This window comes from Pseudomonas sp. C1C7, from assembly GCF_013359595.1.
GTDB lineage: Bacteria > Pseudomonadota > Gammaproteobacteria > Pseudomonadales > Pseudomonadaceae > Aquipseudomonas.
Window position 1 is genome coordinate 102,746 of sequence record NZ_JABFMP010000001.1, and the last position, 23,114, is coordinate 125,859.

The 23,114-nt window shown below is 58.0% G+C and carries 28 protein-coding genes; 3 read left to right on the plus strand and 25 right to left on the minus strand.

What is annotated here, in order from left to right; all coding sequences use genetic code 11:
* Positions 1 to 162 precede the first annotated feature (162 nt).
* The gene (locus HNO86_RS00505) at positions 163 to 621 is read left to right on the plus strand and encodes a hypothetical protein (RefSeq protein WP_175375074.1); all 459 of its coding nucleotides are present in this window, start codon (positions 163 to 165) and stop codon (positions 619 to 621) included.
* Between the two features lie 458 nt (positions 622 to 1,079).
* The gene (locus HNO86_RS00510; protein WP_178130875.1) at positions 1,080 to 1,439 is read left to right on the plus strand and encodes a hypothetical protein; all 360 of its coding nucleotides are present in this window, start codon (positions 1,080 to 1,082) and stop codon (positions 1,437 to 1,439) included.
* On the opposite strand, the gene HNO86_RS00515 is transcribed toward HNO86_RS00510, so the two are convergent.
* Both HNO86_RS00515 and HNO86_RS00520 read right to left on the minus strand, forming a co-directional pair.
* The gene (locus HNO86_RS00515) at positions 1,408 to 1,893 is read right to left on the minus strand and encodes a lysis system i-spanin subunit Rz (RefSeq protein ID WP_175375284.1); all 486 of its coding nucleotides are present in this window, start codon (positions 1,891 to 1,893) and stop codon (positions 1,408 to 1,410) included. The genes HNO86_RS00510 and HNO86_RS00515 overlap by 32 nt on opposite strands.
* Before the next feature lie 35 nt (positions 1,894 to 1,928).
* Positions 1,929 to 2,462: a glycoside hydrolase family 19 protein gene (locus HNO86_RS00520; protein WP_175375286.1), complete on the minus strand. Its 534-nt coding sequence runs from the start codon at positions 2,460 to 2,462 to the stop codon at positions 1,929 to 1,931.
* Between the two features lie 62 nt (positions 2,463 to 2,524).
* Between HNO86_RS00520 and HNO86_RS00525 the strand changes: the two genes are divergently transcribed.
* The gene (locus tag HNO86_RS00525; protein WP_175375075.1) at positions 2,525 to 4,537 is read left to right on the plus strand and encodes an acyltransferase family protein; all 2,013 of its coding nucleotides are present in this window, start codon (positions 2,525 to 2,527) and stop codon (positions 4,535 to 4,537) included.
* On the opposite strand, the gene HNO86_RS00530 is transcribed toward HNO86_RS00525, so the two are convergent.
* The 23 genes from HNO86_RS00530 to HNO86_RS00640 all read right to left on the minus strand — a co-directional run bounded on the left by HNO86_RS00530 (position 4,534) and on the right by HNO86_RS00640 (position 22,969).
* Entirely contained in the window at positions 4,534 to 4,953 is a 420-nt protein-coding gene (locus HNO86_RS00530; protein ID WP_175375076.1) for a tail fiber assembly protein, read from the minus strand. The two genes, HNO86_RS00525 and HNO86_RS00530, sit on opposite strands and share 4 nt — an antisense overlap.
* Before the next feature lie 877 nt (positions 4,954 to 5,830).
* On the minus strand, positions 5,831 to 6,430 hold the full coding sequence (locus HNO86_RS00535) for a YmfQ family protein (RefSeq protein WP_175375077.1): 600 nt from the start codon (positions 6,428 to 6,430) through the stop codon (positions 5,831 to 5,833).
* Positions 6,421 to 7,458, minus strand: a complete 1,038-nt coding sequence (locus HNO86_RS00540; RefSeq protein WP_175375078.1) for a baseplate J/gp47 family protein — start codon at positions 7,456 to 7,458, stop codon at positions 6,421 to 6,423. The genes HNO86_RS00535 and HNO86_RS00540 overlap by 10 nt, the downstream gene beginning before the upstream one ends.
* A complete protein-coding gene (locus HNO86_RS00545) occupies positions 7,448 to 7,846 on the minus strand; it encodes a phage GP46 family protein (RefSeq protein ID WP_175375079.1) in 399 nt (132 codons plus the stop codon). Before HNO86_RS00545 ends, HNO86_RS00540 begins: the two co-directional genes overlap by 11 nt.
* The gene (locus tag HNO86_RS00550; RefSeq protein ID WP_175375080.1) at positions 7,846 to 8,352 is read right to left on the minus strand and encodes a phage baseplate assembly protein V; all 507 of its coding nucleotides are present in this window, start codon (positions 8,350 to 8,352) and stop codon (positions 7,846 to 7,848) included. The genes HNO86_RS00545 and HNO86_RS00550 overlap by 1 nt, the downstream gene beginning before the upstream one ends.
* A complete protein-coding gene (locus HNO86_RS00555) occupies positions 8,349 to 9,461 on the minus strand; it encodes a phage baseplate assembly protein (RefSeq protein ID WP_175375081.1) in 1,113 nt (370 codons plus the stop codon). Before HNO86_RS00555 ends, HNO86_RS00550 begins: the two co-directional genes overlap by 4 nt.
* 3 nt (positions 9,462 to 9,464) lie before the next feature.
* Positions 9,465 to 10,697 carry a DNA circularization protein gene (locus tag HNO86_RS00560; RefSeq protein WP_256672524.1) on the minus strand — a complete coding sequence of 411 codons (1,233 nt, stop codon included), beginning with the start codon at positions 10,695 to 10,697 and terminating at the stop codon, positions 9,465 to 9,467.
* 24 nt (positions 10,698 to 10,721) lie between these two features.
* Positions 10,722 to 12,794 (minus strand): phage tail tape measure protein, encoded by a 2,073-nt coding sequence (locus HNO86_RS00565; protein WP_175375083.1) that lies wholly within the window; start codon positions 12,792 to 12,794, stop codon positions 10,722 to 10,724.
* A gap of 130 nt (positions 12,795 to 12,924) precedes the next feature.
* A complete protein-coding gene (locus tag HNO86_RS00570) occupies positions 12,925 to 13,221 on the minus strand; it encodes a phage tail assembly protein (protein ID WP_175375084.1) in 297 nt (98 codons plus the stop codon).
* Positions 13,218 to 13,565: a phage tail tube protein gene (locus HNO86_RS00575; protein WP_175375085.1), complete on the minus strand. Its 348-nt coding sequence runs from the start codon at positions 13,563 to 13,565 to the stop codon at positions 13,218 to 13,220. Before HNO86_RS00575 ends, HNO86_RS00570 begins: the two co-directional genes overlap by 4 nt.
* Positions 13,566 to 13,626: 61 nt before the next feature.
* A complete protein-coding gene (locus tag HNO86_RS00580) occupies positions 13,627 to 15,123 on the minus strand; it encodes a phage tail sheath subtilisin-like domain-containing protein (protein ID WP_175375086.1) in 1,497 nt (498 codons plus the stop codon).
* A complete protein-coding gene (locus HNO86_RS00585; protein ID WP_175375087.1) occupies positions 15,123 to 15,329 on the minus strand; it encodes a DUF2635 domain-containing protein in 207 nt (68 codons plus the stop codon). The genes HNO86_RS00580 and HNO86_RS00585 overlap by 1 nt, the downstream gene beginning before the upstream one ends.
* On the minus strand, positions 15,326 to 15,916 hold the full coding sequence (locus HNO86_RS00590; RefSeq protein ID WP_175375088.1) for a hypothetical protein: 591 nt from the start codon (positions 15,914 to 15,916) through the stop codon (positions 15,326 to 15,328). Before HNO86_RS00590 ends, HNO86_RS00585 begins: the two co-directional genes overlap by 4 nt.
* Before the next feature lie 20 nt (positions 15,917 to 15,936).
* Entirely contained in the window at positions 15,937 to 16,458 is a 522-nt protein-coding gene (locus HNO86_RS00595; protein WP_175375089.1) for a hypothetical protein, read from the minus strand.
* Positions 16,451 to 16,852 (minus strand): head-tail adaptor protein, encoded by a 402-nt coding sequence (locus HNO86_RS00600; protein WP_175375090.1) that lies wholly within the window; start codon positions 16,850 to 16,852, stop codon positions 16,451 to 16,453. Before HNO86_RS00600 ends, HNO86_RS00595 begins: the two co-directional genes overlap by 8 nt.
* A gap of 16 nt (positions 16,853 to 16,868) precedes the next feature.
* A complete protein-coding gene (locus HNO86_RS00605; RefSeq protein WP_175375091.1) occupies positions 16,869 to 17,189 on the minus strand; it encodes a head-tail connector protein in 321 nt (106 codons plus the stop codon).
* The gene (locus tag HNO86_RS00610) at positions 17,182 to 17,463 is read right to left on the minus strand and encodes a HeH/LEM domain-containing protein (RefSeq protein WP_175375092.1); all 282 of its coding nucleotides are present in this window, start codon (positions 17,461 to 17,463) and stop codon (positions 17,182 to 17,184) included. The genes HNO86_RS00605 and HNO86_RS00610 overlap by 8 nt, the downstream gene beginning before the upstream one ends.
* Positions 17,464 to 17,506: 43 nt before the next feature.
* Complete coding sequence (locus HNO86_RS00615; protein WP_175375093.1) at positions 17,507 to 18,709, minus strand: phage major capsid protein; 1,203 nt, start codon at positions 18,707 to 18,709, stop codon at positions 17,507 to 17,509.
* 10 nt (positions 18,710 to 18,719) lie between these two features.
* Complete coding sequence (locus HNO86_RS00620; protein WP_175375094.1) at positions 18,720 to 19,379, minus strand: HK97 family phage prohead protease; 660 nt, start codon at positions 19,377 to 19,379, stop codon at positions 18,720 to 18,722.
* Positions 19,357 to 20,568 carry a phage portal protein gene (locus HNO86_RS00625; protein WP_175375095.1) on the minus strand — a complete coding sequence of 404 codons (1,212 nt, stop codon included), beginning with the start codon at positions 20,566 to 20,568 and terminating at the stop codon, positions 19,357 to 19,359. Before HNO86_RS00625 ends, HNO86_RS00620 begins: the two co-directional genes overlap by 23 nt.
* Positions 20,568 to 20,759, minus strand: a complete 192-nt coding sequence (locus HNO86_RS00630) for a hypothetical protein (protein WP_175375096.1) — start codon at positions 20,757 to 20,759, stop codon at positions 20,568 to 20,570. The genes HNO86_RS00625 and HNO86_RS00630 overlap by 1 nt, the downstream gene beginning before the upstream one ends.
* Entirely contained in the window at positions 20,756 to 22,483 is a 1,728-nt protein-coding gene (locus HNO86_RS00635; RefSeq protein WP_175375097.1) for a terminase large subunit, read from the minus strand. The genes HNO86_RS00630 and HNO86_RS00635 overlap by 4 nt, the downstream gene beginning before the upstream one ends.
* The gene (locus tag HNO86_RS00640; RefSeq protein ID WP_175375098.1) at positions 22,484 to 22,969 is read right to left on the minus strand and encodes a phage terminase small subunit P27 family; all 486 of its coding nucleotides are present in this window, start codon (positions 22,967 to 22,969) and stop codon (positions 22,484 to 22,486) included.
* Positions 22,970 to 23,114: the final 145 nt, after the last annotated feature.

Below are 23,114 nucleotides of genomic sequence, written 5' to 3' on the forward strand. Positions count from 1 at the left end.
TTGCACCTTTTCGGCATCAAAGCCTGGGATGCCGCATAGGAATCGTCAAAGGCCTTTATAATCAAGGTCTTGAGCTACAAATCAGCCATAAAATAAGCTACTTTTGAGACTCTTTAGAATCCAATAAACATTGGTGCAAACGGTTGCGTTTTGGGGAAGAAAATGAGCAATGAAGCTCCGTGGGATAGTGAAGAAGTTGGCCGTCACGACAATCATCAAAAGGAAACCCTCAAGTACGCCCTTGAGGTCATCAAGCTGCTCTTCGTTCTGAGTGGTGGTGCACTTGCTACCTGCTCTGCGTTCTTTTCAAACAAGCCCGGCCTGGCAGCCAGCGTGTTCGAGCCGGCCAGGTGGGCGTGGGTAAGCCTGACTACTGCGATCATTCTATTCTCTTTGGCGCTGCTGCTCATCCTGGCTCGCGACTACGCGATTGGCGAGCGGTGGCGAGAAGAAGTTGAAGATGGCTCCGACTGGAGCATCTCAATCTGGTGGGATCGCTGGGCCTGGGCGGCAGGACTTACAGGAGTTGTTGCCTTCTGGATCGGCATGATCGCTTTCGCAATCGCTGCCTGGGTTTACCTGGGGCATGGCTCGAACTTGTCATTACCATCCCTGCCTTGAGCCGACAGGGGGTTCAAATCCCCCCGGCTCCACCATTAGAGACACCACCGAAGCCCGCCCAGTGCGGGTTTCGTTGCATCTGGGCCTTGGAATGTTGCTGAACATTGTTGTGGATTCATGTCGATTCATACAGGCTTCAGCGACATTTCAGCAACGTCGCTGAACGGGGCCAGGCCTGCCCACACCCCACTGATGCAGCAGTACATACGGAAATCGACCGCAGGCCACGCCCATCAAGGGTATGCATTGCTTACTGTCTAAAACTCTAACCAGACATAGGCGCCTTTCGGCCCAATGAAATGGCGCAAGGTCGAGGTAGTTTTAGACAGCTTTTTCCCCTCCTTTCGGGTTCTCCCGACCGTACACCAACCCTCCAGTCACCTCCCCGTCGCCTCGCCCTCGCGAAAAACTCGCGCCTCGATTACTGTATATAAAAACAGTACCCGTAAGGCCTACCCATGGACCCGATTGAAATCGAAGACACCGACGACTGGCTCGGCTGTCCGACCCCTCTCGAAACCTGCCGACACCAGCTCCAGATGTATGAGAACGAGTTTGAAGAACTGAACCTGCAGCTGCGCCAGGCTCGGGAAAAGATCTTCAAGCTGGTGCAAATGAACGATGAGCTGTCGGCAGGTGCTGGTAAAGCTGAGGCTGAACTCAAACAAGCCCTGGACACTATCGAGCGACTCAACGATGAGGCTTCGGATCTGAAAGGTAGAGTTCAGAGCTTACGGCTGATTGCTGACCAACGGGATCACCTGTTTCATGAGAATCAGCGGCTGCTCAGGGAGAAACAGGAACGCGAGAGCCAATAGTTCGAACGTAGGCTTGGCACGCTGCCAGCGCAATCACTGCCCGATCGCCTTCATCGGTGATGGCGACAATTCGTTGAGCATGCGCTGGGTCAAGTTCGGCTCGAACTGCTGCATGAACCACGCCGCCGGCGCCGGCGGTGGCAGGCACTGAACAGCCACCGGCTGAACCCTGGGCAGGGATGACTGACAGCCGCAAATCAGCAGTGGCAAGGCGATCGCGCAGGCGTGCCTGGTCTTTTTCAGCATTGGTCATTTTCTCGAAGTGGGATTTCTCGCTGGCAGACAGCTTCTGCGCGAGCGCCAAGTGCTTGTCCTGCTCGGCCTTCTGCGCTGCGGCGCCGACCATGGACAGCTGGTTGAGGGTATCGGTGTGCAGGCGCGATTGCTCGGAGAGCTGCGCCGTGTAGCGCCAGACCTGGATCTGCCAAGCACTGACGGCGCCAATCAGTACCATCGCCAGCGCGCCGACCACCTTCCACGGAACAGCGGTCACACCAGCACCGCCCGCGCCCGGCCCCAAATCTCGAGCCGGTCCTGCAAACCGTTCAACCCACCATTGATTCGCCGGGTGATGCTATTGAATTCACCTGCATCGGCCAGAGTGTTCAGGCCCTTGGTCGCCCAAAACCATGCGGCCGACAGGCAGGCGTACTGCGGCTGCTCAAGCAGCTCCGGCTGATTCACCAGGTCAACCCCGAGCGCCTCGCCACAGGCGGCGTAGTTGGTCCGCCCAGTGATCTGGATCAGGCCGCGGCCGCGGTAGCGAAAGCCATCTCCGGGTGCAAGGTTGCCCAGATCCTTGCGGCCTTCGTAACCGCGCTGGGCCAAGGTCGGCCCCCAAATCTCGCGGACGTAGATCAGGTGACCGGACTCGTGGCCGATCTGCGCAAGGAAGGCGGCGACCCGCTTGGACCCAACGATCTGATAGCGCTGCATGGCGGTGTTGAGCACCGCAACAAAAACGCCGGCTTTGGCGCCGGCGTTCGGAAGGATCTGCAGCAGTTGCTGCCGGGTGATGGGCATCATTTTTCTCCAGGCAAAAAAATACCCGCTCGATGGCGGGAAAGGTTTGTGGTGCTGGTACGATGCTCGGCGCCCAAGCACGGCGTTTTAATCAAACGGATCAAGCACCAAATATGACTGCCTTATCTGAAGCGCCGCAGCCGGCGATCAAAAAACAGCTAAGCCATCCAAAGTATCGTCCGGATATCGACGGTCTACGAGCCATCGCGGTCCTATCTGTGGTCGCGTTCCACGCTTTTCCATCCCTGATTCAAGGTGGATTCATAGGCGTTGACGTGTTTTTTGTTATTTCAGGCTTCCTGATTTCCAGCATCATTTTCGGCAGCATTGACAGAAATAGCTTCAGCTTCACGGACTTTTACATCCGGCGTGTTAACCGGATTTTCCCTGCGCTGTTAGTCATGCTGACCGCAACTTGGGCCTTTGGCTGGTTCAGCCTACTCACTGACGAATATACGCAACTCGGAAAACACATGGCTGGCGGGGCCGCGTTCGTATCGAATTTCGTTTTGCTGGGTGAATCCGGCTACTTCGATAACAGCGCCGAGACCAAGTTGCTATTGCACCTGTGGTCGCTCGGGATTGAAGAGCAGTTCTATCTGATTTGGCCACTCTTGGTCTGGGTCGCCTGGAAAGGCAAGATCAATGCACTGATTTCGATTGCCCTGGTGGGGGCCATCTCCTTCACGCTCAATGTTATGAGCGTTCAAGCCGACCCTGTCGCAACCTTCTATTCGCCACAGACTCGCTTTTGGGAGTTACTGGTAGGATCACTCCTGGCCTACATGTCACTGCGCAAACCCGAATGGAGAGACGCGAGTACGCCAGCCATTCGAAATACGTTGTCAATGACGGGGCTGTTTTTACTCGTTGCAGGCTTCGCCCTGACTTCGAAGAGCAATCTGTTCCCGGGCTGGTGGGCGCTGCTACCAACCATTGGCGCTGCACTGATCATTGCTGCCGGGCCTTTCGCTTGGCTCAACAGAAGCGTGCTATCGAGTAGGCTGATGGTTTGGGTCGGACTTATCAGCTTCCCGCTTTATCTGTGGCACTGGCCGCTTTTGACGTTCCAACGGATCTTGAGCAGCGAGCCACCGAGCGCATTGGCGAGAGGGCTCGCGGTCGCTGCCGCCATTTTATTAGCATGGATCACATATCATTTCGTCGAAAAATTTATCCGGCGTAGAGCCAGCCCAAGAAAAGTAGCGGTAATTCTAACTCTAGCAATGGCAGGCATTGCTGCGGGAGGTTTCGCAACATTCAAGCTGAATGGAATACCTTCTAGATTTCCTGCCGAAATAAAAGAGATTGCGGATTTCAAGTATGAATTCTTAAAGGATGCGCGCAACCCTGAATGCTGGATCTCGATCACCGCGCCATATGACGGCTTCGCTCCAAAATGTTTGGAAGCTGATGTAAAAAATGGAAATGAAAGAGTGCTCATCTGGGGTGATTCACACGCCGCTAGACTTTATCCCGGGTTAGCATCGGTTGTTGATAAGCGCGTTCGCTTACTTCAAACAACTAGAAGCTCTTGTCCGCCTATACTCGATTTCGCTGGACCGGTATGCACGAACAGTAATAATTACGTACTTTCTAGGCTTAAGGACTCGAGTCCAAGTACGGTAATATTGTTCGGCGCTTGGGGTCGTTATGGTGTGGATTGGTCTACAGGTTCTGATGCCCAGCAAAAGCTGATCCATACTATCGACGCGATATCGGAAGCTGGCGTGAAGAATATAGTCGTATTGGGCCCATCGCCAGAATGGAAGCTCCCATTACCGAATCTCGTTTTCAATGCTTGGAAGAGTGATTTTGTTCACCGCATCCCGCGCAAAATGTCAGCCGGTTTGAATCCTGAAACGAAGACTATCGACGACCAATTCAGAGAACTGATTCCCAAAACAAAAGCTTCACTCATTGCCGTTTATGATGCACTTTGCGATAGCGAAGGATGTATTACGTATACAGGGGAGACGCCCTCAAATCTCACGACTTGGGATTACGGCCATTTGACAACTGAGGGCGCCAAGATTGTAGCAAAGAAAATAGTGGACTCTGACCTGATTCACTAACCAGGCATTTCCGGCCAACTTATCGTGGCCGGAAATCCAGGCTGCTGAGTAATTTTACTCAGTGAAAGCTTATACGCTGCAAACAATTTGAACCTAGCCGTGTCGGCCTCGTTCAGAATTCCAGCGATGTAGGCGTCAGCCATTCCCATTGTGGCTTCGTTAGCTGCCATTATGTAAGCGTCTCTCTGGGCCAAAACCTCTGCTTTTAACTGCGCATCAGTTGGCGGAGGCGTTACATATTCAGAAAAATCCCAACCCCCATCGTTCTCGACGGCTACCCAGCCATACTCGGGTGAGATTTCTTCTTCGGAAACATCTACCCAAACAAACGATGAATGGAACATTTCAGCGATATTTCCATCAGTCGAAAATATCTCGACAACATGACCATCATAGATCCGTGCGTAGGTCTTCATTATGAGTACTCATATACGATAACAACACCAGGTTGACCGGTAGCGCCAGGCTGCGCCGCAGTACTTATTCCAGCGAATGTTCCGGATGGGCCAGAACCATATCCAGTTCCTGAAATAGCGCCGGGAGTAGCCGACGAAGGCCTAACTCCGCCACTGCCTAATGGGTTACCAGCGCCCGAGGATGGCCTGAAAATAGCAGTAGGCAATATCGTAGAAGCTTCTGATCCGGGTCCGCTAAATCCAACAATATTCGCGCCTACGGGTGGATCGCTTACGCCGCTACCGCCAACGCCAGTGTTTGAGGCAAAAGCTGCAGACCCATTACCCGGTTTTCCCCCAGGGGCCGATAGCAGCGAGCCGAAGCTCGACGCCCCTCCAGCCCCCCCGTTGTTATTACCCGCAACACCACCCGCGCCAGCGGCACCAACTACAACTGATACGCCGGCGAAACCAGTCGTAAATAGTGACTTTCCATATGCAGCTGAACCACCTCCTGTAGACGCAGCGACGGTTCCTGCGGCAGTTGCTGCGACCCCCCCGCTTCCACCTCCACCACCCACCATTTCGACAATTACCGATTTCGTTCCCGGGGTAGGCGTGTACGTTGAGGTCCCAGCTATTTTGAAGATTTGAGTACCAACGAGACGCCCACCTCCAACAATGCTTCGAATCGCCGCTAATAGCTGGGCGTTATTCTCTTCATCGGGCGCGAGCCCCGCCGCCGTGATCACGTTGAGCACTTCCTCCGTGACCGCATTGCCCCACTGTGCCGGAATCAGCGATCCGGGCGTGCCCGCCAACGGATCTTCATCTGCAAACTTGCCACCCACCAGTCCAATGCTGGGAACGCTTATCGGAAAATCCACGTTCTTACCTCTCAGTCATAATTGATATGCACTACGGTGTGCGCCGGCGCCGGTCGGCGGATCGAGCACTCCAGGGGATTACCTGGGTTCTTGCCGAAGCGCTCCCCCCAATAGCTCACGCCAAAGCGTCTGCCCTGCCGCTGCCGGCCTCCGCTATTGAGCGTCCACATAAATTGGGCGTGCCAGGTACCGAAGTGGGCCGAGCCAAAACGAGAACGCCCCATACGGGGCGCTCGGTGTTCAGTGATGGTCGCGTCGGGGTAACCCTGGCTCACCGCGATCTCGATGAAATACGCCCGGCTCTGGCCGCCTACCTCAACGAGGCGGCGCCTCACAGCAAGCCTTCGATCTTCAAAGGCAGGATTCGAACCCAGGCACGGATCAGGCAGATTCATCACTGCTTCCCAATCGGGAACCAGTTCGCTCACGCCAGCAGGATCCATCTCGTTCAGCAACGCGACAGCACGCGCATCGAGGCGCGAAAACTCGACAGCCACCCCGGACAGCACAAGGTCAATTTCTGGCACCAACTCCGGATCCCAAGCAGGCCCTGCTGGCAGGAGCCCGCGCAGTTGCCGGCGGTACTGATCAGCGGTTCGCGCTACAGCCATGTGATACCCCCAAAGGTCAGCAACTCATTGGGATTGGCCATAACGTTCGCCGCAGGTGTGGTCAGGGAGTGATCAGTCTCACCAGCAGCACCACTGATGACTTCACGGATATGACTGATCAGCAGCGTCTCACCCAAACCTGCCTCGCGTTCGTGCAGGTCGATCAGCTCGGCCTGGATGGCAGCGCGAACGGCGCTGGTGTCAGGTACGGGATGAATGCTGTAAAGCACCGGTTTCTCTGTAGGAGCGAGCACATACAACTCCGCCGTCACAGGACGTAGCAGCTCGATGTAATCCTTCACTTCCTGCAGTTGTGTAGGATTGGGAACAGTCACCAGGTCGTTATCGCGCATCACAAATAGGCCTACGGTCCCGGGGCCGAGGTAGTTACCGCGGCACCAGGCGCGAGTGATACCCGGCACCTCCAGTGCCCATGTTTCATAATCGTCAGCAGAGCCACCGTGCGGAATGACTCTGTAGGAGCGAATGACTCGGGCGCGCAGCGACTCGACACTCTCTCGCGCAATGCCGCCGACAAGGCCGGGAGCGATCACCGTGAACAGATTGGTCACACCGGATACCGGCTGCACCAAGGTGAGTTCCAGCCCGGGGTCCGCATTGCCGAGCGTTCCAGCATCAACCGCAGCAATCGATGCAACGTTCAGCCCACCAACAGTGGTCACGCCCACGGTTACCCGGTACTTGCGACCATCAGAGGCTTGAAGGATTTCGTCGGCATCAAGCACGACCCCCGCGGCTGCTACGAAATTCGCCATGCCCTCCGATGGCTGCGAAGGTTTACGCGGTTGATTGAGGCGAAGCACCGCTATGCGCTCCAACGTTTCTTCATCGGCTCTGTCCGGGAGGATCTGCTCGGCGATCCAATCGAGATAACCGTACAGCCCATAAGCGGTACCGCTCAGGGTGCGGGCCAGAACCTGCGCGTCAGAGCGACGTAGGGCATCGCTGGCCAGATCACTTTGCGTCCTGCCAATCAGCACCGGAAGCGAAGGGGTTTCAAACGGCATAGATCACCTGCCAGGAAGAGAGTGATTTGATTTCCACACGGGTACCGCCCGGGATCGTCAGGATGACAATGAGGTTCAGCCGATTGATGTCGTGCTTCTCGCTGGTGATCTCAAGCGAGATTGCGTGACCTTCATCGAGCATCCATCGGAGCGCCTCATTGGCATAGAATTCGGCGTCACGCTGCGTGGCATCGGTCAACTTTACCCGTCGCAACAGCCAGAGACGGGAGCCGATGCGGTCATTCGCGATAACTGGGTAGCTATCGCCCCACCAGCCATACAGCTCCTCATCATCGACCGGGTCATCTGTCTCGGCGCGGCGCCAGGTGAATAGGCTAATCAGCACGGCGCGGGTCAGGGCGGCTTCGCGATCATCAGAAATAATCATCAAGCCCCCGTGGCGGGAGGCCCGCTCTGACTGCTGCCGACCTGGACATTGGTGTGGACGTGTTCGATCTGGCTGACGCCTCCGGCCACCTGGTCGCCGTCGGAAACGATCTGCCCCGTCTGGGTGATCAGCGGCGTATCAAAGTTCACGGAGGCGGTGGCCTTGATGTTCAGCGTCTGGGTCTCAATGTCGATGACGCGGCCGCGCTTGAAATGCACCTTGTCGCCCTCATCGGTGTAGATCGCCACTTCTCCAGGCTGCAATTCTTTGATCCGGTACCGGCGGTCGGCGGCAACCAGCACCACGGCGTGGGAGCGGTCGCCGCCGAGAAACATAGTGAGCACTTCGGCGCCTGCCTTCGGGTTGCTGGTGAATCCGTAGGGCTCGAAATGCTCGACGCTGTCCTTCAATTCACCGGCCGTCAGCTTGACCTGCAGCGACTGCATCATCTTTCCGGCAGCCGCCAGCACCACGGTGCCGCGGGCCATCATGCTTTTCAGGCTCATTTTTTTGGCTCGTAGTCTGCGGGGATGAGATATTCGAAGTTGTCGCCCGGGCCGCCTTTCTTCAGCTTGCGGTTTTTGTGCGGGTCATGCGGTTCCGGCTCGAAGCCATCTGGCGGGCCGACTTCTAGCTTCGCGATCATGCCGCTTTCGTTCAGTGTGTAGGTCACCCTGGCGATAAGCATAATTCGGTCGAACCCAATAATGGGGTCGATCACGCGCACCAGGGAATTGTGTTTCCACAGCGCGCCGCTGGATTGCCGCCAGCCCTGTACCGTATAGGTTGTGGTGAGCGCTTTGCCCATGCGGGTGCCACGCTCCCAGTTCGCCCTGGCCTGCGCCAGTTCGTTGGTCATCTGACCGGACTCTTGGATGATCATGACGCGCTTGCGCGTCATTCTCGGATCCGCCACCACGGCTGACACCTCGGCAGCGTCCGCGCCGAACTCTTCATCCGTCCCGCTTTTCTGGCCAAGCACCTGGTATTCGGAAAACACGGCCGAGAAATCCAGCGGCGCGTCGCCGGTGAGGATGTTTTTGCCAACCTCCAGTGCGTCGAATGCGCGAATTTCACTGCCTGGCTTGGCCAGGACCGCCATGCCCCGGGCATCGTCCGTGGAGAAAACTCGGAACAACGTCAGCAGGCGGTCGATTGATTCGAAGGCCGTCTCCCCCGGCTCTATCGTGTGATCCGAAAGTTTGCCCCCCTCGGGAATCTCGCTGCGGACCCGGATGCCGTATGGCGATGCCAGCGCGCGGACGATCGACAGCACGCTCTGATTGTTCCACTGCCCCGGCTTGTTGATAGCCGCGGCGTCCACCAGGTCTGCGGTCAACGAGCGGCCGGTGATACTGGTGGTGATCTGCTGGTGGTCGTAACTGATGGGCGTAGCAAACACCCAACCGGTCAGTACCAGCTCATCGCCGATCCGCACCTGGCACTTGGCTCCCTGTTTTATCGGCAGCGGTTCAATCTGTCCTGGCCACTTCCAGGTGATGCCGAGGTTGAATGAACGGGCCTGGTCCTCAAGCCCGGCAGAGATTTCCACCGATTTCCAGCCAACGTAATCCAGGCCGTCAACCGTGAGGCTGACAGCGTTGATCTCTTCCATGGGTTACCTCTGGGCGATTTGCAGTGGCAGCGCCGGCACGAAACCCGGGTGCCGCAGGCGATTGCGTTGAACGACCTCCGTCGCGCGGGTGGCATCTCCAAACCGGCGATAAGCCAAGACCAGAGCCGACAGGGTTTCGGGTGGAGTGATTTCCACCAGGCGGACACCCGACGTGGCCACCGCAGTGAGGTGCGCGACCAGAGTCTGTCGCAGGCTGTTCAGCGCCACGTAATGGTCAGAGTCGGCCTTCAGCGATGCATCGAAGATCGCCTCGTTGAGGTTGTCGCGCAGTTCGAGCACATCGTCAGCTACGGGCACATCCGGCCGAGAGATCGGCTGGAGCGCTTGCTGGTCCACAGATGGCACCGCTACAGACGACACCGGCTGCGATGTGACCGGCATCTCGCTGATCATCAGTGCGATCTGCACCAGCAACGCGTCCTGAACGAGGTTCGCAGTTGCTTGCGATGCTGCCGCAGCATCCACGCCACCGGCCTGGCTGACAGTATTGATGCTCGCAACAGCCTCCGTTTGCTGCGTCGCCGCGGCGACCGTGCCGCGGTAGGTCGAACCGGAATCATTTCCCAGGTAATCATCGACCGAAAACTCACTGAAGTAGCTGGAGAACAGCGACGACAGTGAGTCGGGGGCATTCATCAACGACTGCACGAAGCCGGTCAGGTTGGTGAATACGCCGAAGATCGAAGCGAAGTTTTGCTGAATTACCGTATACACGCCGGACAGACTGTTGCGCAGGCGGGCCAACCCCAGGCGGGCTTGATCCACCTTGGCCATCGCAGCCTTGTACCGCGCCAGCGCTGAGTCCAAAAGGCTGTCGGAAGCCTTGACCACCTGCTGCTGGGTGTTGACCTTCGCTGTGGGAAACTTCAGCGGGGTGTCCGGGTAGAACGTCACCGCGAAAGCCGCCATGCCGCCCTGCTTGAAGTCGTGCGTCAACTCGGCTTCACCGGCTTTGACCTGCATGCGGCCCAGCCAAGGGTGCACCAGCTCGCCGGCGCCCGGCGTCTGTACGGCCTCCATGAATTTGTCGCGGCGCTCGAAGCAGTCGTCGCCGATGATCCAACAAACCAGCCGGTGGACCTGAGCCTGTTTGCCCATTTGCTCGGCATAGGGCTTGTCGCGTTGCGGAAACTCGTGCAGCTGTACTTTCATGCCGACCGGAACAGAAGCCTGAGGGATCAAGAAACGGATCCCCCGGAACGACGCCGGCAGCATTTGATCACGCCATGTCTGATCCATTTATGGCCTCATCACACCCACGGTTCGGGTGCCTACGTTGGGCTTGATGTTCAGCCCCGGCTGATTGGTTTGTGGCTTGTCGACCTGAAGGCCCGGCGGCGGATTCTCAAAGCGCATCACCAACTCTCCCTGCAGCTTTGGTTGACTGGCGGCCATGGCGTTCTGAACCAGCGAGTCGCCTTGCGGTGACCAGCGCTCGCCCTCCGGACGCGGCCGCAGCAGCGTGCCATCACCATTACCAGCTCGGGCCGGAGCCACCTGCATGGTCAGGTTGTTGACGGCATTGGTTGCGCTGTTCACTGCGCCGTCTACGCCAGCATCACCGACCATGCCGAAGGCACCCATGATTGACTTGACCCATCCACTGATCTTGTCCCATGCATCCTTGAACCATTGCAGTGCCGGCTCCCAGTTGGCAATCAACGCGCCGGCGGCCATCGCGATCAAGCTGGCAATCAGGACGAAGGGGTTCGCCTTTGCCACCAGGTTGAAAATACGCGTGGCTACTGTTGCGGCAATCACCGCGCCACGCACAACGGCAAGGGTGATGCTGAAGATCTTCCCGGCGACGCTTGCCGCCAGCATAGCGACGCGCATTGCAATGAAGCCCGCAGCGGCACCCATCATAGCCTTGGCGAGCACGGGACTGGTTTGGGTGAATTTCTCCCATGCCAGCTGCGCTCTCTGCGCAACCGCTTTGATCAATCCCCATAGAGCGGAGAAGAACGGGGCCACCTTCTGCCAGTTAGCTATGAGTAGGCCGGCCGCAAGCGCGAGTCCGCGAATGATCAAACCGACCGGCGAAATTTTAGTAGCGGCGTCGAACAGCCTCATGGCAATGATGCTTCCCATCACTGCCAGCTTTAAGGCGCCGAAGGCTAGGCCAGCGCCGAGAATCCCTTTAACCAGACCGGGATTCGCGGCAGCAAACTCGGATATCTGACTTACGATCGGCCCCATCAGGGTCAGAACGTCGTTGAGTGGCGGCAGCAGCGCGTTGCCGATTTCGATGCCCAGGCGGGTGACACGGTTGCGCATCAATTGCAGCGCATTCGCCGTGGTCGCCGAACGAGCCTCGTATTCCTTGGTCATTGATCCGGCGAACCCAGCACCGGCACCGACATCGGAGAAGCTCTTTTTCAAAAGATCGAGGTTGGTCAGCAGTGGAGCGATGGCTGTGACCGACTCAGATCCGAACAACTGAGTCAGGAGGCCTGCCTGCTTCTCGGGTGCCACTTGCGCTACCCGCTGCAGCACATCAAGCATGGTGCCCTGGGCGTCTTTCTGCATGCCCAGCGAAACCTTCTGCACGTCGAGCCTGAGCGACTTGAATGCTTGGGTTTGTTCCTTGGTGGCCGCCTTGCCTTTGGTCAGCGCCAGCATGAAGTTTTTCAGGCCGGTGGCCGCAACTTCACTCGGCACGCCAACGCCAGCCAGGGTCGCGCCCATTGCTGCGATCTGCCCAGAAGCCAAGCCCGCTATTTTCCCGAGCGGGCCGATACGGGTGACGATGTCAGCAATCTGTGCGGCTGACGATGGGCCGGTGTTGCTCAGGTAATTGATCTTGTCAGCCAGGGCCACCACTTCTGGCTGGGTGAGTTTGAAGGACGTCCGCCACTTCGCCATCATGTCGCCGGATTGTTCTGCCGTCTGGTCGAAGGCAATGCCCATCTTCACCGCATCCTCGGCGAACTGTCGAAGTTCACCAGCGGCAAAGCCGGCCTGACCACCCGCCGCGACAATGGCGGCAATACCGCTGGCAGCCATCGGCATTTTCTCGGATAGATCAAGCACATCCTTGCTCATCTGCTGGAACTGCTGCGGCGTGTCGAAGTTCACGACCTTCTTCACGTCCGCCATCGACGATTCAAAATCGATAGCGGCCTTCGCCCCGGCGATGAATGGGGCTGCAAACGCCCCACCCTGCACCACATCCTGAAAATTGATCTTGCCGAGGCCGGTGCTTTCGAGCTGCTTGCGGAACCCTGCGACGTTTTTGCGGATCCCGGCCAGCGTCGGCGACAGCTTGTCGACGCCGGTGATCAACGCCTTGAGCTGAAACTTGTCCGCCATCACTACACCTGCTGGAGTCTGTTGATTCGTTGAGCGTGCTCAAGGGATTCCCGGAGGACGTCAAGGGGACGCGCCAGCATCTGCTCCGGGTCCGTCTTCCAGAACCACGCTAGGTCGTAAGCGACGGCGATCAGGTCGCTGATGGAGTCGACGCCGCACTCATGAAAAAACTGGCCACCGCCCAGCTCAGCGAGTTGAGGTCAGCAAGGTCGAGCTGATTCACCGACGACGGCGGGATGCCGGCGCACACGGCGATGTATTTGGCAGCGACATCCATGTCCAGGCTGACTTCTTCGTTCTTGTCGATCTTGTACGGCAGCGCTTTGATGGCCCGTACTTCCTGCACCGTCGGGCGGCGCATGGTCAGTTCGGTGACCGACTCACCGTGGGCCTCGATCGCAACCTGCAACTTCACCGAATCACTCATTGCCAACTCCCGTTCACACCATCGAATTGCAGTTCAACCGTACCGTCGTCCGCCTTGAAAGAAGGCTCATCGACCAGGTACGCGCCGGACAGCACGTAGACATTTCCGTTGTTGAATTCGCAGGTGACAGTCATGTCCCGGCCATTGATCAGAGCCTTGAGCGGGAAGCCCTGCCCCATGATCGCGGTCATCTTCAGATAAGGCGCGAGCTCTTCCTCTTTGAAGAAACCGGGATAAACCGTTTCTCGTTTCACGGCCATCAGCGGCGCCTCGGCGCTGCCAGTGACAGTCAGCTGGGTGCCGTCTACTTTCACGTACACGGTACCGGCTACTTTTTCGCCCATGGTCATCGTCTCCAGAATGAAAAAGCCCGCTCAATGGCGGGCTGGGTGTTCAGGGTGAGCGTTACGCCGCTTCGTCGTACTGGAGGCGGAACTGGTTGAGCAACGCAAAGATGCGCAGGCCGTTGATGTAGTCGGGCGGGAACAGCACGTTCACCCGGCTCGGATCGTTGCTATCTCGCTCGACGATCAAGTGCTCGGCAAAGAGCTCGGCATTTTCTACATGCCCTTCCCGCTCGAGCTTGGCGTACTGGGCGATCAATTCCCCGCGGATGGTGGCCGGGGTAACGATCGGCTGGCCCGCGCCGAACTTGGTGCCGTCGTTGGCCAGCTTGTGGCGACCGTATTTGCTGGTGATCACGCTCTGCATGCGCCGCACGATAAACGCCGACTGGTGCATGGTCTCGCTATCCAGGTACGAGTTGTCCGCCTGGCCGTAGGCATTCTTCTGATAGGTGGTGATCGAGCGCTGGACGCGCACATAACCGCCTTCGAAGTACGCCGTGGCGATTCCGTAGTTCAGCAGCGACTGACGCTCTGTCAGGGTGAAGCGATCGCTCGCCGGCGCCGGATCCAGACCCGGCATGCTGCCGCTCTGGGTTGGACGGCTGGCATCAGCAGAGATGAACACCGCAGTGCGCGCGGCCAATGCGGCGGCCTGCACCCACACCGGCTGCGGAACACCCGGCTCCACGCCTTGGATGGTCATGTGCTGGTCGTTGCGCACTTGGCCGGCGGCGACCAAGGTACCGACGGTGCCACGCTTGGCGGAGTAGACATGGCCAAACAACTGTTTGGCCCAACTCCAGCGGCCGGTGTTGTCGTCCATCGCATCCTTCCAGGCATTCAGCGTGGTCGTGTCGGACCACGGCTGGCACAGGAATTCGAATGGCTCATCCCCCAAGGCTGCAACCGCATCAATCGCGTCAGGCGTGCCGACACCGGCCGTCATCGCGGTGGCCACAACGGTCAGGCCTGCCGGAGTGGATTCGCCGTTGGATTTGCCCAGGCGGTTCATGGCCACACTGATGTCGTTACCGCTTTCGCCCGTCCATTTACAAGTGAGCGTGACGACGCCAGCTGCCGCCGAAGCAGTGACGGGCAGATCCGGCGTGGCGTTGATCTTGACCGCCAGCGCCGCCGCAGCCACGGTCGGAGTCGCAGCCGAGGCCACAACGGACTGCACGCGCACGCCGCCGATGTACAGGTTGAGCAAGCCGGATTCGGTGGCGGTACCGGTGATTGTCACGGTCCCGGCAGCGACAACGCCGGTATCTTTCGGCAAGGGCAAGCACCAGACCTCGCCGATCGGATCTGACTTGCGCCAGGCCTCGTACATCGCGGCGAGCATAGATCCTTCACCGCCGATGCTCTTGGCAATTGCCAGACTCGACACCAGCACCAGCTTGCCGATGCTTTCGCTGGTCGCGTTGTCGTTCACCTGCCCGACGATCAGCCGGCGCATGGCAGAAGACGCGGTGTTAGCCGCCGAGCTATCCATCTCCGCATAGAAAAGCGGGACGCGGATATCGGCAGGAATGTTGCTGAATCCGATAGCCATTATTTGCCTTCCTCGGGTTGCGCCGTCTTGCCGGCCTTGGTGGATGGGGCTTCAGCGGTCTTGGCAGTGACGTCACCGTCAGCCAGGCGGCGGCGCCACCAGGCATTGTCAGGGACTTCCCGGCCATCAACAGGCAACAGGTCGCCAGCCTCCGGATCGGGCACAGAGCGGCCAGTGGCCGGCACCACAGTGATGCGCTTGGTCATGGTGTTACGTCTCCAGTGAATGCAACTTCGATGCGCCCGTCCGGGCCGGGTCTTTTCAGGTTTGGGTCTGCCGGATCAATGCAGTCCATGTTGATGTTTGCCCCAGTGAAACCGGGCAAACCGTCCAGTTCCCATTCGTGCCAGGTCTCGGGCGGCTGATCCTCACGATTGCGACCGAGCTGGAACTCGGAGAAGAAAGTGAACTGGTAAACCACCCGGGCGCGGCTGATATGTAGCAGCGCCCCCTTGCCGTACTCGATTGGCGTGTACTCCGGAGCAGGCTCCCAGCCCACAAGGGAACGCCAGAGTTCGGCGCGAATATCGTGCAGAAGATCGTTATCCGCCTGGCCGCGCTCATCCGACGTGTCGAGCACAACCACCACGTTGAACTGGTCCGTGATGTCCTGGATGACGCCGGTCTGTATTTTGTTCGGGCTCGCTGCGTCGGCCGTGGCGATGACGTAGGCAGCAGGCAGCGGCAGCTGTGCGCTTTCCACTACCGCGTCCCAATCAATGCCACCGGCCACACGACCAGCAAAGGTTGGACACGTCAGCCGCAGATGGGCAACGATGGGGTTCAGTTTCATGCGGGGTTCCGTGGAGGCGATCAGCCCAGCGCGTTCGAGAACGCAGCGGAAAGAATCGATTGGACTTGCGAGGCCGAGTCCTGAAGGGCGTCGGCCATGTAGTTGTCGCGGGGTTTGATGCGCCACTCGCCGGCGGCACGCTCGGCAACAGCAGCTGCGCGGATGCCAGCGGCACGACGATTGGATTTGCCCTTGCCCTTACCCGGCGCCAGCTTCCCGAGTTTCCTACCCTTCTTCACCCCGTAGTGCAGGTAAGCCGGGTAGAACTCTTCCATCGCCGACGTTTTAGTCGGGGAAATGCGGACCAAGAAACCAGAACGGGAAACCTTATAGCTGACCGACTCGACTGTCGCTCCGGTGCGATTGACCGGGTAGCCTTCCTGGCCTTTGCCCAGCACAAGGTTCATCTGTGCGCGCTGGGTGATCAGGAGGCCGACTTTGCGCATCCCGGCCCGGATCTTTCGCTTATCAAAGGCATCGCGTTGGAAATTGTCGAAACCTTCGACGTGCAGGTAGCCGTCAATAGATGCGGAGTTAGACATAGATGCCTCCACCCGATTGCGAAGGGCTGAGCTCTTCGACTTCAAGAAGAGTGAAAAGCCTTGAGTCGTTCATGTCCGCTGAGCGTTTGACTCGATACAGCGGCGTGTCGGGAACAACCTCATAACCACCAGCAGCGACCGCACGCACATGCACTACTTCATGTGCATCAGTGATGCCTTTCAACAGCCGCATCGAAATTCGGTGCGTGATTTTGACGTCGACCTGAACGCCATCCGTGTAAGCGGCGGTTCCAACCGGCTCTATCCGAGCCCATACCCCACGCAGAACCGAGAAATTTGAATCCAGGCCCATATCGGAGGCTGGTGTGTCGGATCGTCGGCGCACCGCTACTCGGCGATTCAACTCACCGATTGCTGGTGGTCGATAACCCATTGCTCACCTCGATGTTCTAAATATTGAACCAACGATGGGGTTTCCACAGCGCAGTGGTCGCCATTGGCAATTCAGAGATTTGCGTTGTGCTGGAGATCACTGGCTCTCGGTAGACGTACCACTGACCGATAAGCAGCAAGGCGCCCTGCCTGATCGCATCGCTCATGATCAGCGCATTGCCGACAGGATCCGGAAGCCCCTCGCCTGGCGAAACCAACTTCCTGTTGGTCCAGGATTCGAAGGCGCTCAGGGCCGCATCCGTATAGCCCTGAATCAACTGATCCTCGTCGTCGTGATCGACCTTCAAATGGGCTTTCACGACAATGAGATCAATCATCGGTCGGCACCAAGGCTTGCAGTTCTGGCTTTTTCGCTGCCGGATCGAAAGCGATACCCTTCTGGGTCAGCCAAGCACGAAGGTCGTCGATCTTCATTTTCAGCGGATCAGTTTCGATACCGCCTTCGTCATCGAGCAATGTGGCAAACCCCAGATGCTCAACGGCGACCAGTGCGCAACGATCAGAAACCTCCTGCTCGCCGACTTCAATTTGAATAACTTCGTTGCCGTCCACCGCAAAGGGAAACGACTGTGTCACATTGATAATTGGCATGGTGCTCTCCTGCGGTCCGGGCGCCCGAAGACGCCCGCCACGATTACGCAGCGCTGAGGGTCAGAACCTTCACGGCCTGGGAGTCGACCAGCATGCCGCCGACGCGCTTGGTGGTGTAGAAGCCAACGTATGGCTTGTTGGTGTAGGGGTCGCGCAGCACGCGGGTACCGATACGGTCCACGATGGTGTAGGCACGCTTGAAGTCGCCGAATACGATGGCATTAGCGTCGACAGCGACATCGGGCATGTCTTCGTTTTCGACAATGCCATAACCCAGCAGACTCGAAGGTGCACCAGCTTCAAGGCCCGGACGCCAGAGATAGTTGCCGTCGCTGTCCTTCAATTTGCGCGCATAGGCAACGGTCAGGTTGCCCATCATGAACTTGCCGTTAGCGCGATAGCCAGCCTTCAACGAGTGGATCAGGTCGATCAACTTGTCGCCATTGAAGGCGCCTGCAGCGCCCGAAACCAGCTTTTGCAGGGAGCCAAACGCGCGGACATCATCGGAAGTGGTCAGTAATGGGTATGCCAACAGACCTTTCGGCTTATTGGTGCCATTACCCAGGAGAAACGCATTGCCTTCCTTCTCGGAGAACTCACGAGCAACTTCTTCGTTCAGCCACGTTTCGGCATTAAAGAAAATGTCGTCCAGACTAGTTTGGGTGGCCTGAGGGTTGGAATAAATCTCGCCCATGAAGGCTGAGATCTGCCCAAGGGTGGGCGTGCCAGTTGCAGGTCGCGCATCAGTTTCGCCAACCCAACCAGAACCCGCGCCGCCGAGACCGACCAGTCGCTTGTAGTCCGGCGAGCCGACCGTGATCTGATTGCAAACCTGGCGCATCGGCGAGGCATCGCGGAGCAGCTGGATGATGTTGCGGTCCATTTCTTCAGGCACCGCATAGCCTCCGTCTGCCTCGGTGCCGATCTGCAAGGCCTTGGCCTGCAGATCGCCCAGCCCGGTGTCGATGCCTTTACGAACGAACTGGAGAAATGCGGTTTTGTGCTCACTGGCCTCTTTCGTGCCCGTGCCATCAGGACGCTTGAGCGCGAGCAACTCTTTTTCCAGGTTGCTCTTCAGTTCATCCAACTCGCCCAGCTTTTCGTTGAGCGTATCGACCTGACCGGACAACTTACCCTTTTCTTCTTCCAGGCCTTCGATACGTTTGTCGTTGGTTTTTTTGAACTCGTCGAACTTCTTGCCCAGGGCTTCAGCGACGTCTTCGATGTCTTTCTTTTCCACAGCCATGAGAGGCTCCTTACATTCGATCAATCAGGGATTTGAGGGATTGCAGTACGTCGTCGGCATCCGCCTCTCGCGGTGAAACTGCGCCGTAGCCCTTAGCCATGAAGGCCTTGGCTTGGGAGCCGGAAAACCCAACCTCTCGAAGGGCTCGCTCCACTTTGCTGGGCGGCGGGGTTTCGCCGCGGGCCAACAGAGATTTCACATCGGTGATCCGGGCTTCGTCGTTGGCTGGGAAGGTGACCGGGGATACCTCCCACAGATCGATTGCCTTCAGCAGCCAAATGCCCTTTTCCTTGTCATAGTCGTAGCCGCCGTCCTCGAGCATGTAGCCGATGGATAGTCCGGTAAGACTTCCTGCTTTCATGTGCCCGTGCGCGCGCTTGGCCAGCGGATCCGCCTCTACCAGAAGACGGCCTTTGACATACAGGCCGACGTCGTCCTCTCGCATTTCGGTGTAGATGCCGATCGGCTCGCTCATGTTGTGCTGCCAGAGCATCGCCGGCAGGCGGCCTTTTTCCTTCCACCTGGCAAGACTTGCCGCGAACGCGCCGCGCACAACAACGTCGCTGTAGCTATCGACGACTCCGAACACGGACCCGTAGCCTTCGAACTCGCCGCTGTCGCTGACCGACTTGATGGTCAGCGGCACGTCAAGACGCTGTTTTGTCTGCATCGTCGGCAGCCTCTGGTTTGGTCGTCATGTTCATTGGGGTGAGGTAGATGTCGCCGCCTTCTCGGGGATTCTCATCTTCCAGCTCGCGGCAATCGTTGGGACTCAAAATCCCCCACTGGATGCCCTTGCCATAGGACTCATACCGCCCCTTCAGGTCGCCACGCATAAGGGCGCCCGCGTTGAATTTGGCGTAATGGGTCAGACGGTCTTTCTCATTGAGCAGGCCGACTTGGATTCGGTGCTCGATGCGGGTCATGATCGGAACCAGCGAGTAGTTCACGAAACTCATGCCCATGTGTTCAATGTTGTTGAGCGTCATTTTTTCCATGCTGGCCACCAAGTGAGGCGGCACACGGAACAGACCGCAGATTTGCGATTCGGTCAGTTTCTTCGACTCAATGAACTGAGTGTCCTGAGCGTTCAGACTGATCGGCTTCCAGTCCAGGCCCATCTCCAGGATCATGGGTTTGTAGGCATTCGCCACACCCATGTGCTCGCCTTGAAATTGCGTCTTCAAGCGATCGAAAGCGGCATCAGTTAACTGCTCGGAAGTCGAGAGCACCCCGCTAGCAACAGCCCCATTGGTAAAAAGCTTGGCCGCGTGAGCATCCATGGCCTGCCCTAAGCCGAGCGCTTGGCGCGCATAAGCAATGGGGTTCAATCCGTTCAGGCCATCCAGCGTGAACAGCCGGACATGCCAAATCTCGTCCTGAGTGAGGACTTTCGCACCGGACTTGAAGTTGACTGCGTACTCCACCGTCCAGTCATCTTTGAGCTTGGGGGTAACGATGTCAGGGTTGAGCGGAAGGAGCTCTACCACGTTGCCAAGCGCCTTGACCTTGTATGCGTAAAAGTTGCCTCGGAGACAGAGACACACCACCAGCAACTCCCAGAACTCCTGGGCGGTCATGTAGCTGTTCGGCGCCATTGTGATTAGGGGGTAGAGCCGATGCGAAGTAGCCGGCAAACGGACTCGACCTGTTTGCTTCAGCAGCCGGCAAGGCAGCATCCCCATTGACTCGGCCAGCACCCTCACGCAGTTGAATACAACCAGCTGCTGCAGGGCGCTCGTGGTGGTAACACGCTGGCCAGCATTGCTTTCGTATCCTGCGCCCAACGCCTGGGCCAGCTTCTCCGGCGTATCGACTACTTGAGCGCTCCCTTTTCTACCTAGGAGTGAACGAAGCATCAGCGGCCACCCCGCACTATCGAAACAACGGACAGCGCAATCAGGAGCGACCCACAGACACTTAACGCCAACGGTTCGCCCATCCATGCCCAAAGCCCGCGCGTCAGCAGGGCCAACCCAAGAACGCCGACGAGATCGGGCAACGCTTCTTTGAGCGCCTCCAGCTTAGGAGCCTTGATTTCTTCGGTCATAGGGTGCGAATTCCGTGTTTGGAAATGTGATCTGAAAGGGTGTCATCTGGATGCAGATTTGCCAGAACCCGCCCAATAGCCATGATTAGCGCGACGGCACCGTCGATCTTGTTGTCATCGCCCTGCTTGATTGGGCGAACAACGTCATCGTTGCCCGGCAGGTACTTGGCAATAACGTTCGCAATGCACCAGGTCATGATCGGATTACCGTCATGATGAAACCGGCCGGCGGTGATGGCCGCCTCCAGCTCTTTCATGGGGTCCGACATGTTGGTGTAGTTCTGCGTGATTGTGATCGGGGTAAAGCCTTCGTCGTCGAGATCGTGGCTCAGGCCCGTAGCGCCGTGGGGGTCAATCGGGGACTCCCGCAACGGTGCGTGATGATTGGCCTCTTTTGTGTCCTCGAGGATCTCGCGGTAGTCGATCTCGGCGCCGTCGGTGACCTCCAAATGCCCGGAGTTGATCCATGCCTGGAATCGCTCCGACATACGCTTGTTGTCGGTGTTGTAGGCGGTGTCGTAAGGCACCCAAAACTTTGGAGCCACGCTGTAGTAATGGGTTTTTCCGTCGATGTCGCGCCAGAACAGACGCGCCCGTGAGTTCATGTCCAGCTTTCGCGCCAGGTCGAAACCGGCATTCCATTCCTGACCCTCGAACTGCTCGAGTGTCAGCGTGGTGTCTTCGCAGGACTTCCAGTCTTCCATGTTGAAGAAGCCGGCCTTCGCGCTCACCCACAAGTTCAGATGCTTCGTTTTGAACGTGTTGGTAAATCGGGCCGAGCGTATCGCCCGCGCCTGCTGACTCTCCAGATATTCTTGGAACACCGACACGCCGTGGTTCGGATTGGCCTTGGCCAGCATCTTCGGATCGGTCCAATCGTCACCCTCATCAAGGGTCCAGATCCAACCGAACAGCTCCTCATCCGGCACAGTGCCTTCGAGCATTTCGATGACTTGCCGACGCTTGTCGTAGCACGGCCCCTCGATATCGGCGCCGGCGGTGGTGATGATGAACATCAGCGGCTGCCGCCGGGCGCCCATGCCGGTGAGCATGGTGTCGTACTGGGCTGATGTCGGGTGCTCGTGGTATTCGTCGACGATCGCGCAGCTGGGTGAAGCGCCGTCGCCCGGGTTGCCGATCAGCGGCTCGAAGCGACTGAAGTCGGACGGGATGTTCATGTTCGAGGCATTCACCTCGATACCCGCAGCCTGTACCAGCATTGGCGACTTGCTCACCATCAACTTGGCTGGCCGGAATACTTCCCACGCCTGCTTCTCCGTGGTTGCGCCAGAGTAGACCTCGGCGCCGAACTCACCGTCGGCTACGAACATGCTGATGCCAACACCACCGGCCACCACGGACTTGCCGTTCTTGCGCGGTACTTCCCAATAGCTTTCGCGGAATCGGCGGTGACCGCCCTTCTTCTTGACCCAGCCAAAGGTGACGGCCAGGCCGAACAGCTGCCATGGCTCCAGGGTGATCAGTTGACGCTTGAACGCCCATTCACCTTTGGTGTGCGGCAGTAGCTGAATCAGCTTCAGTTTCTTCTCGGCCTTCGCCGGATCAAATTTGAAGCGGTAGCCACGCTTGCGACTCGCGGCCAAGTCGTCGAAATGACGCTGTACCGCCTGGTGAATGTAGCGGCAGGCCGGGACCTTTCCACGCAGCAACGACCGACCCCACGCCATCGCCTTGTCGACGTTGGGGTGCAGGGCTTTTGTCATTTATGAGCTCAGTAGTTGGGCGAATTCGTTGGTGGCTTTGTCCTTGTTGCCGCCTATCAGCCGGGTTCGGCTCGACGGGTCCAGGCCCAGCAGCGATCCGAAAGTCACCATCTGGCGCATCGTTTCGTTGGCCGCAGTCAGCGCGGGATTCTTCACCGGCCCACCGGTCGCGCCGGCCACAACAATTCCGTTTTCCCTTATCGACTCCTGTGCCATACGCCAGTTGTCATAGGCGGTGCAGAAGGCCTCGACGTTGTGCAGGTCAGTGAGAGCCACGACGTTCTCGCGCAGCAACTCGGGAAGAATCATTTTCCACATAACGGCGGCGCGCTCGCTCAACCACTCCGGCGGATCAACGTCAGTGATCTTTGAGAACTCAGGCTCAGCAGTATTGAGCGCACGCTTACCTGGGTTACCGGCGAGCTGTTTCTTGGCCGTCGGCTTGGGTTTGCGACCACGGCCGGCGACCGTGGCGGTGCCTCCCATCGCGCAACTCCTGAATTTTTAATTTCGCGGGTGTAAGAAAACGATTGGGCGGACGGTCTAGAAGAAAAAACCTCCAGACTTTTGACCCTCCCCCTCGGGGGTGTGACGTGCCACACCGGGGAGTTGGCGTGCCTCAAGCCTTCGT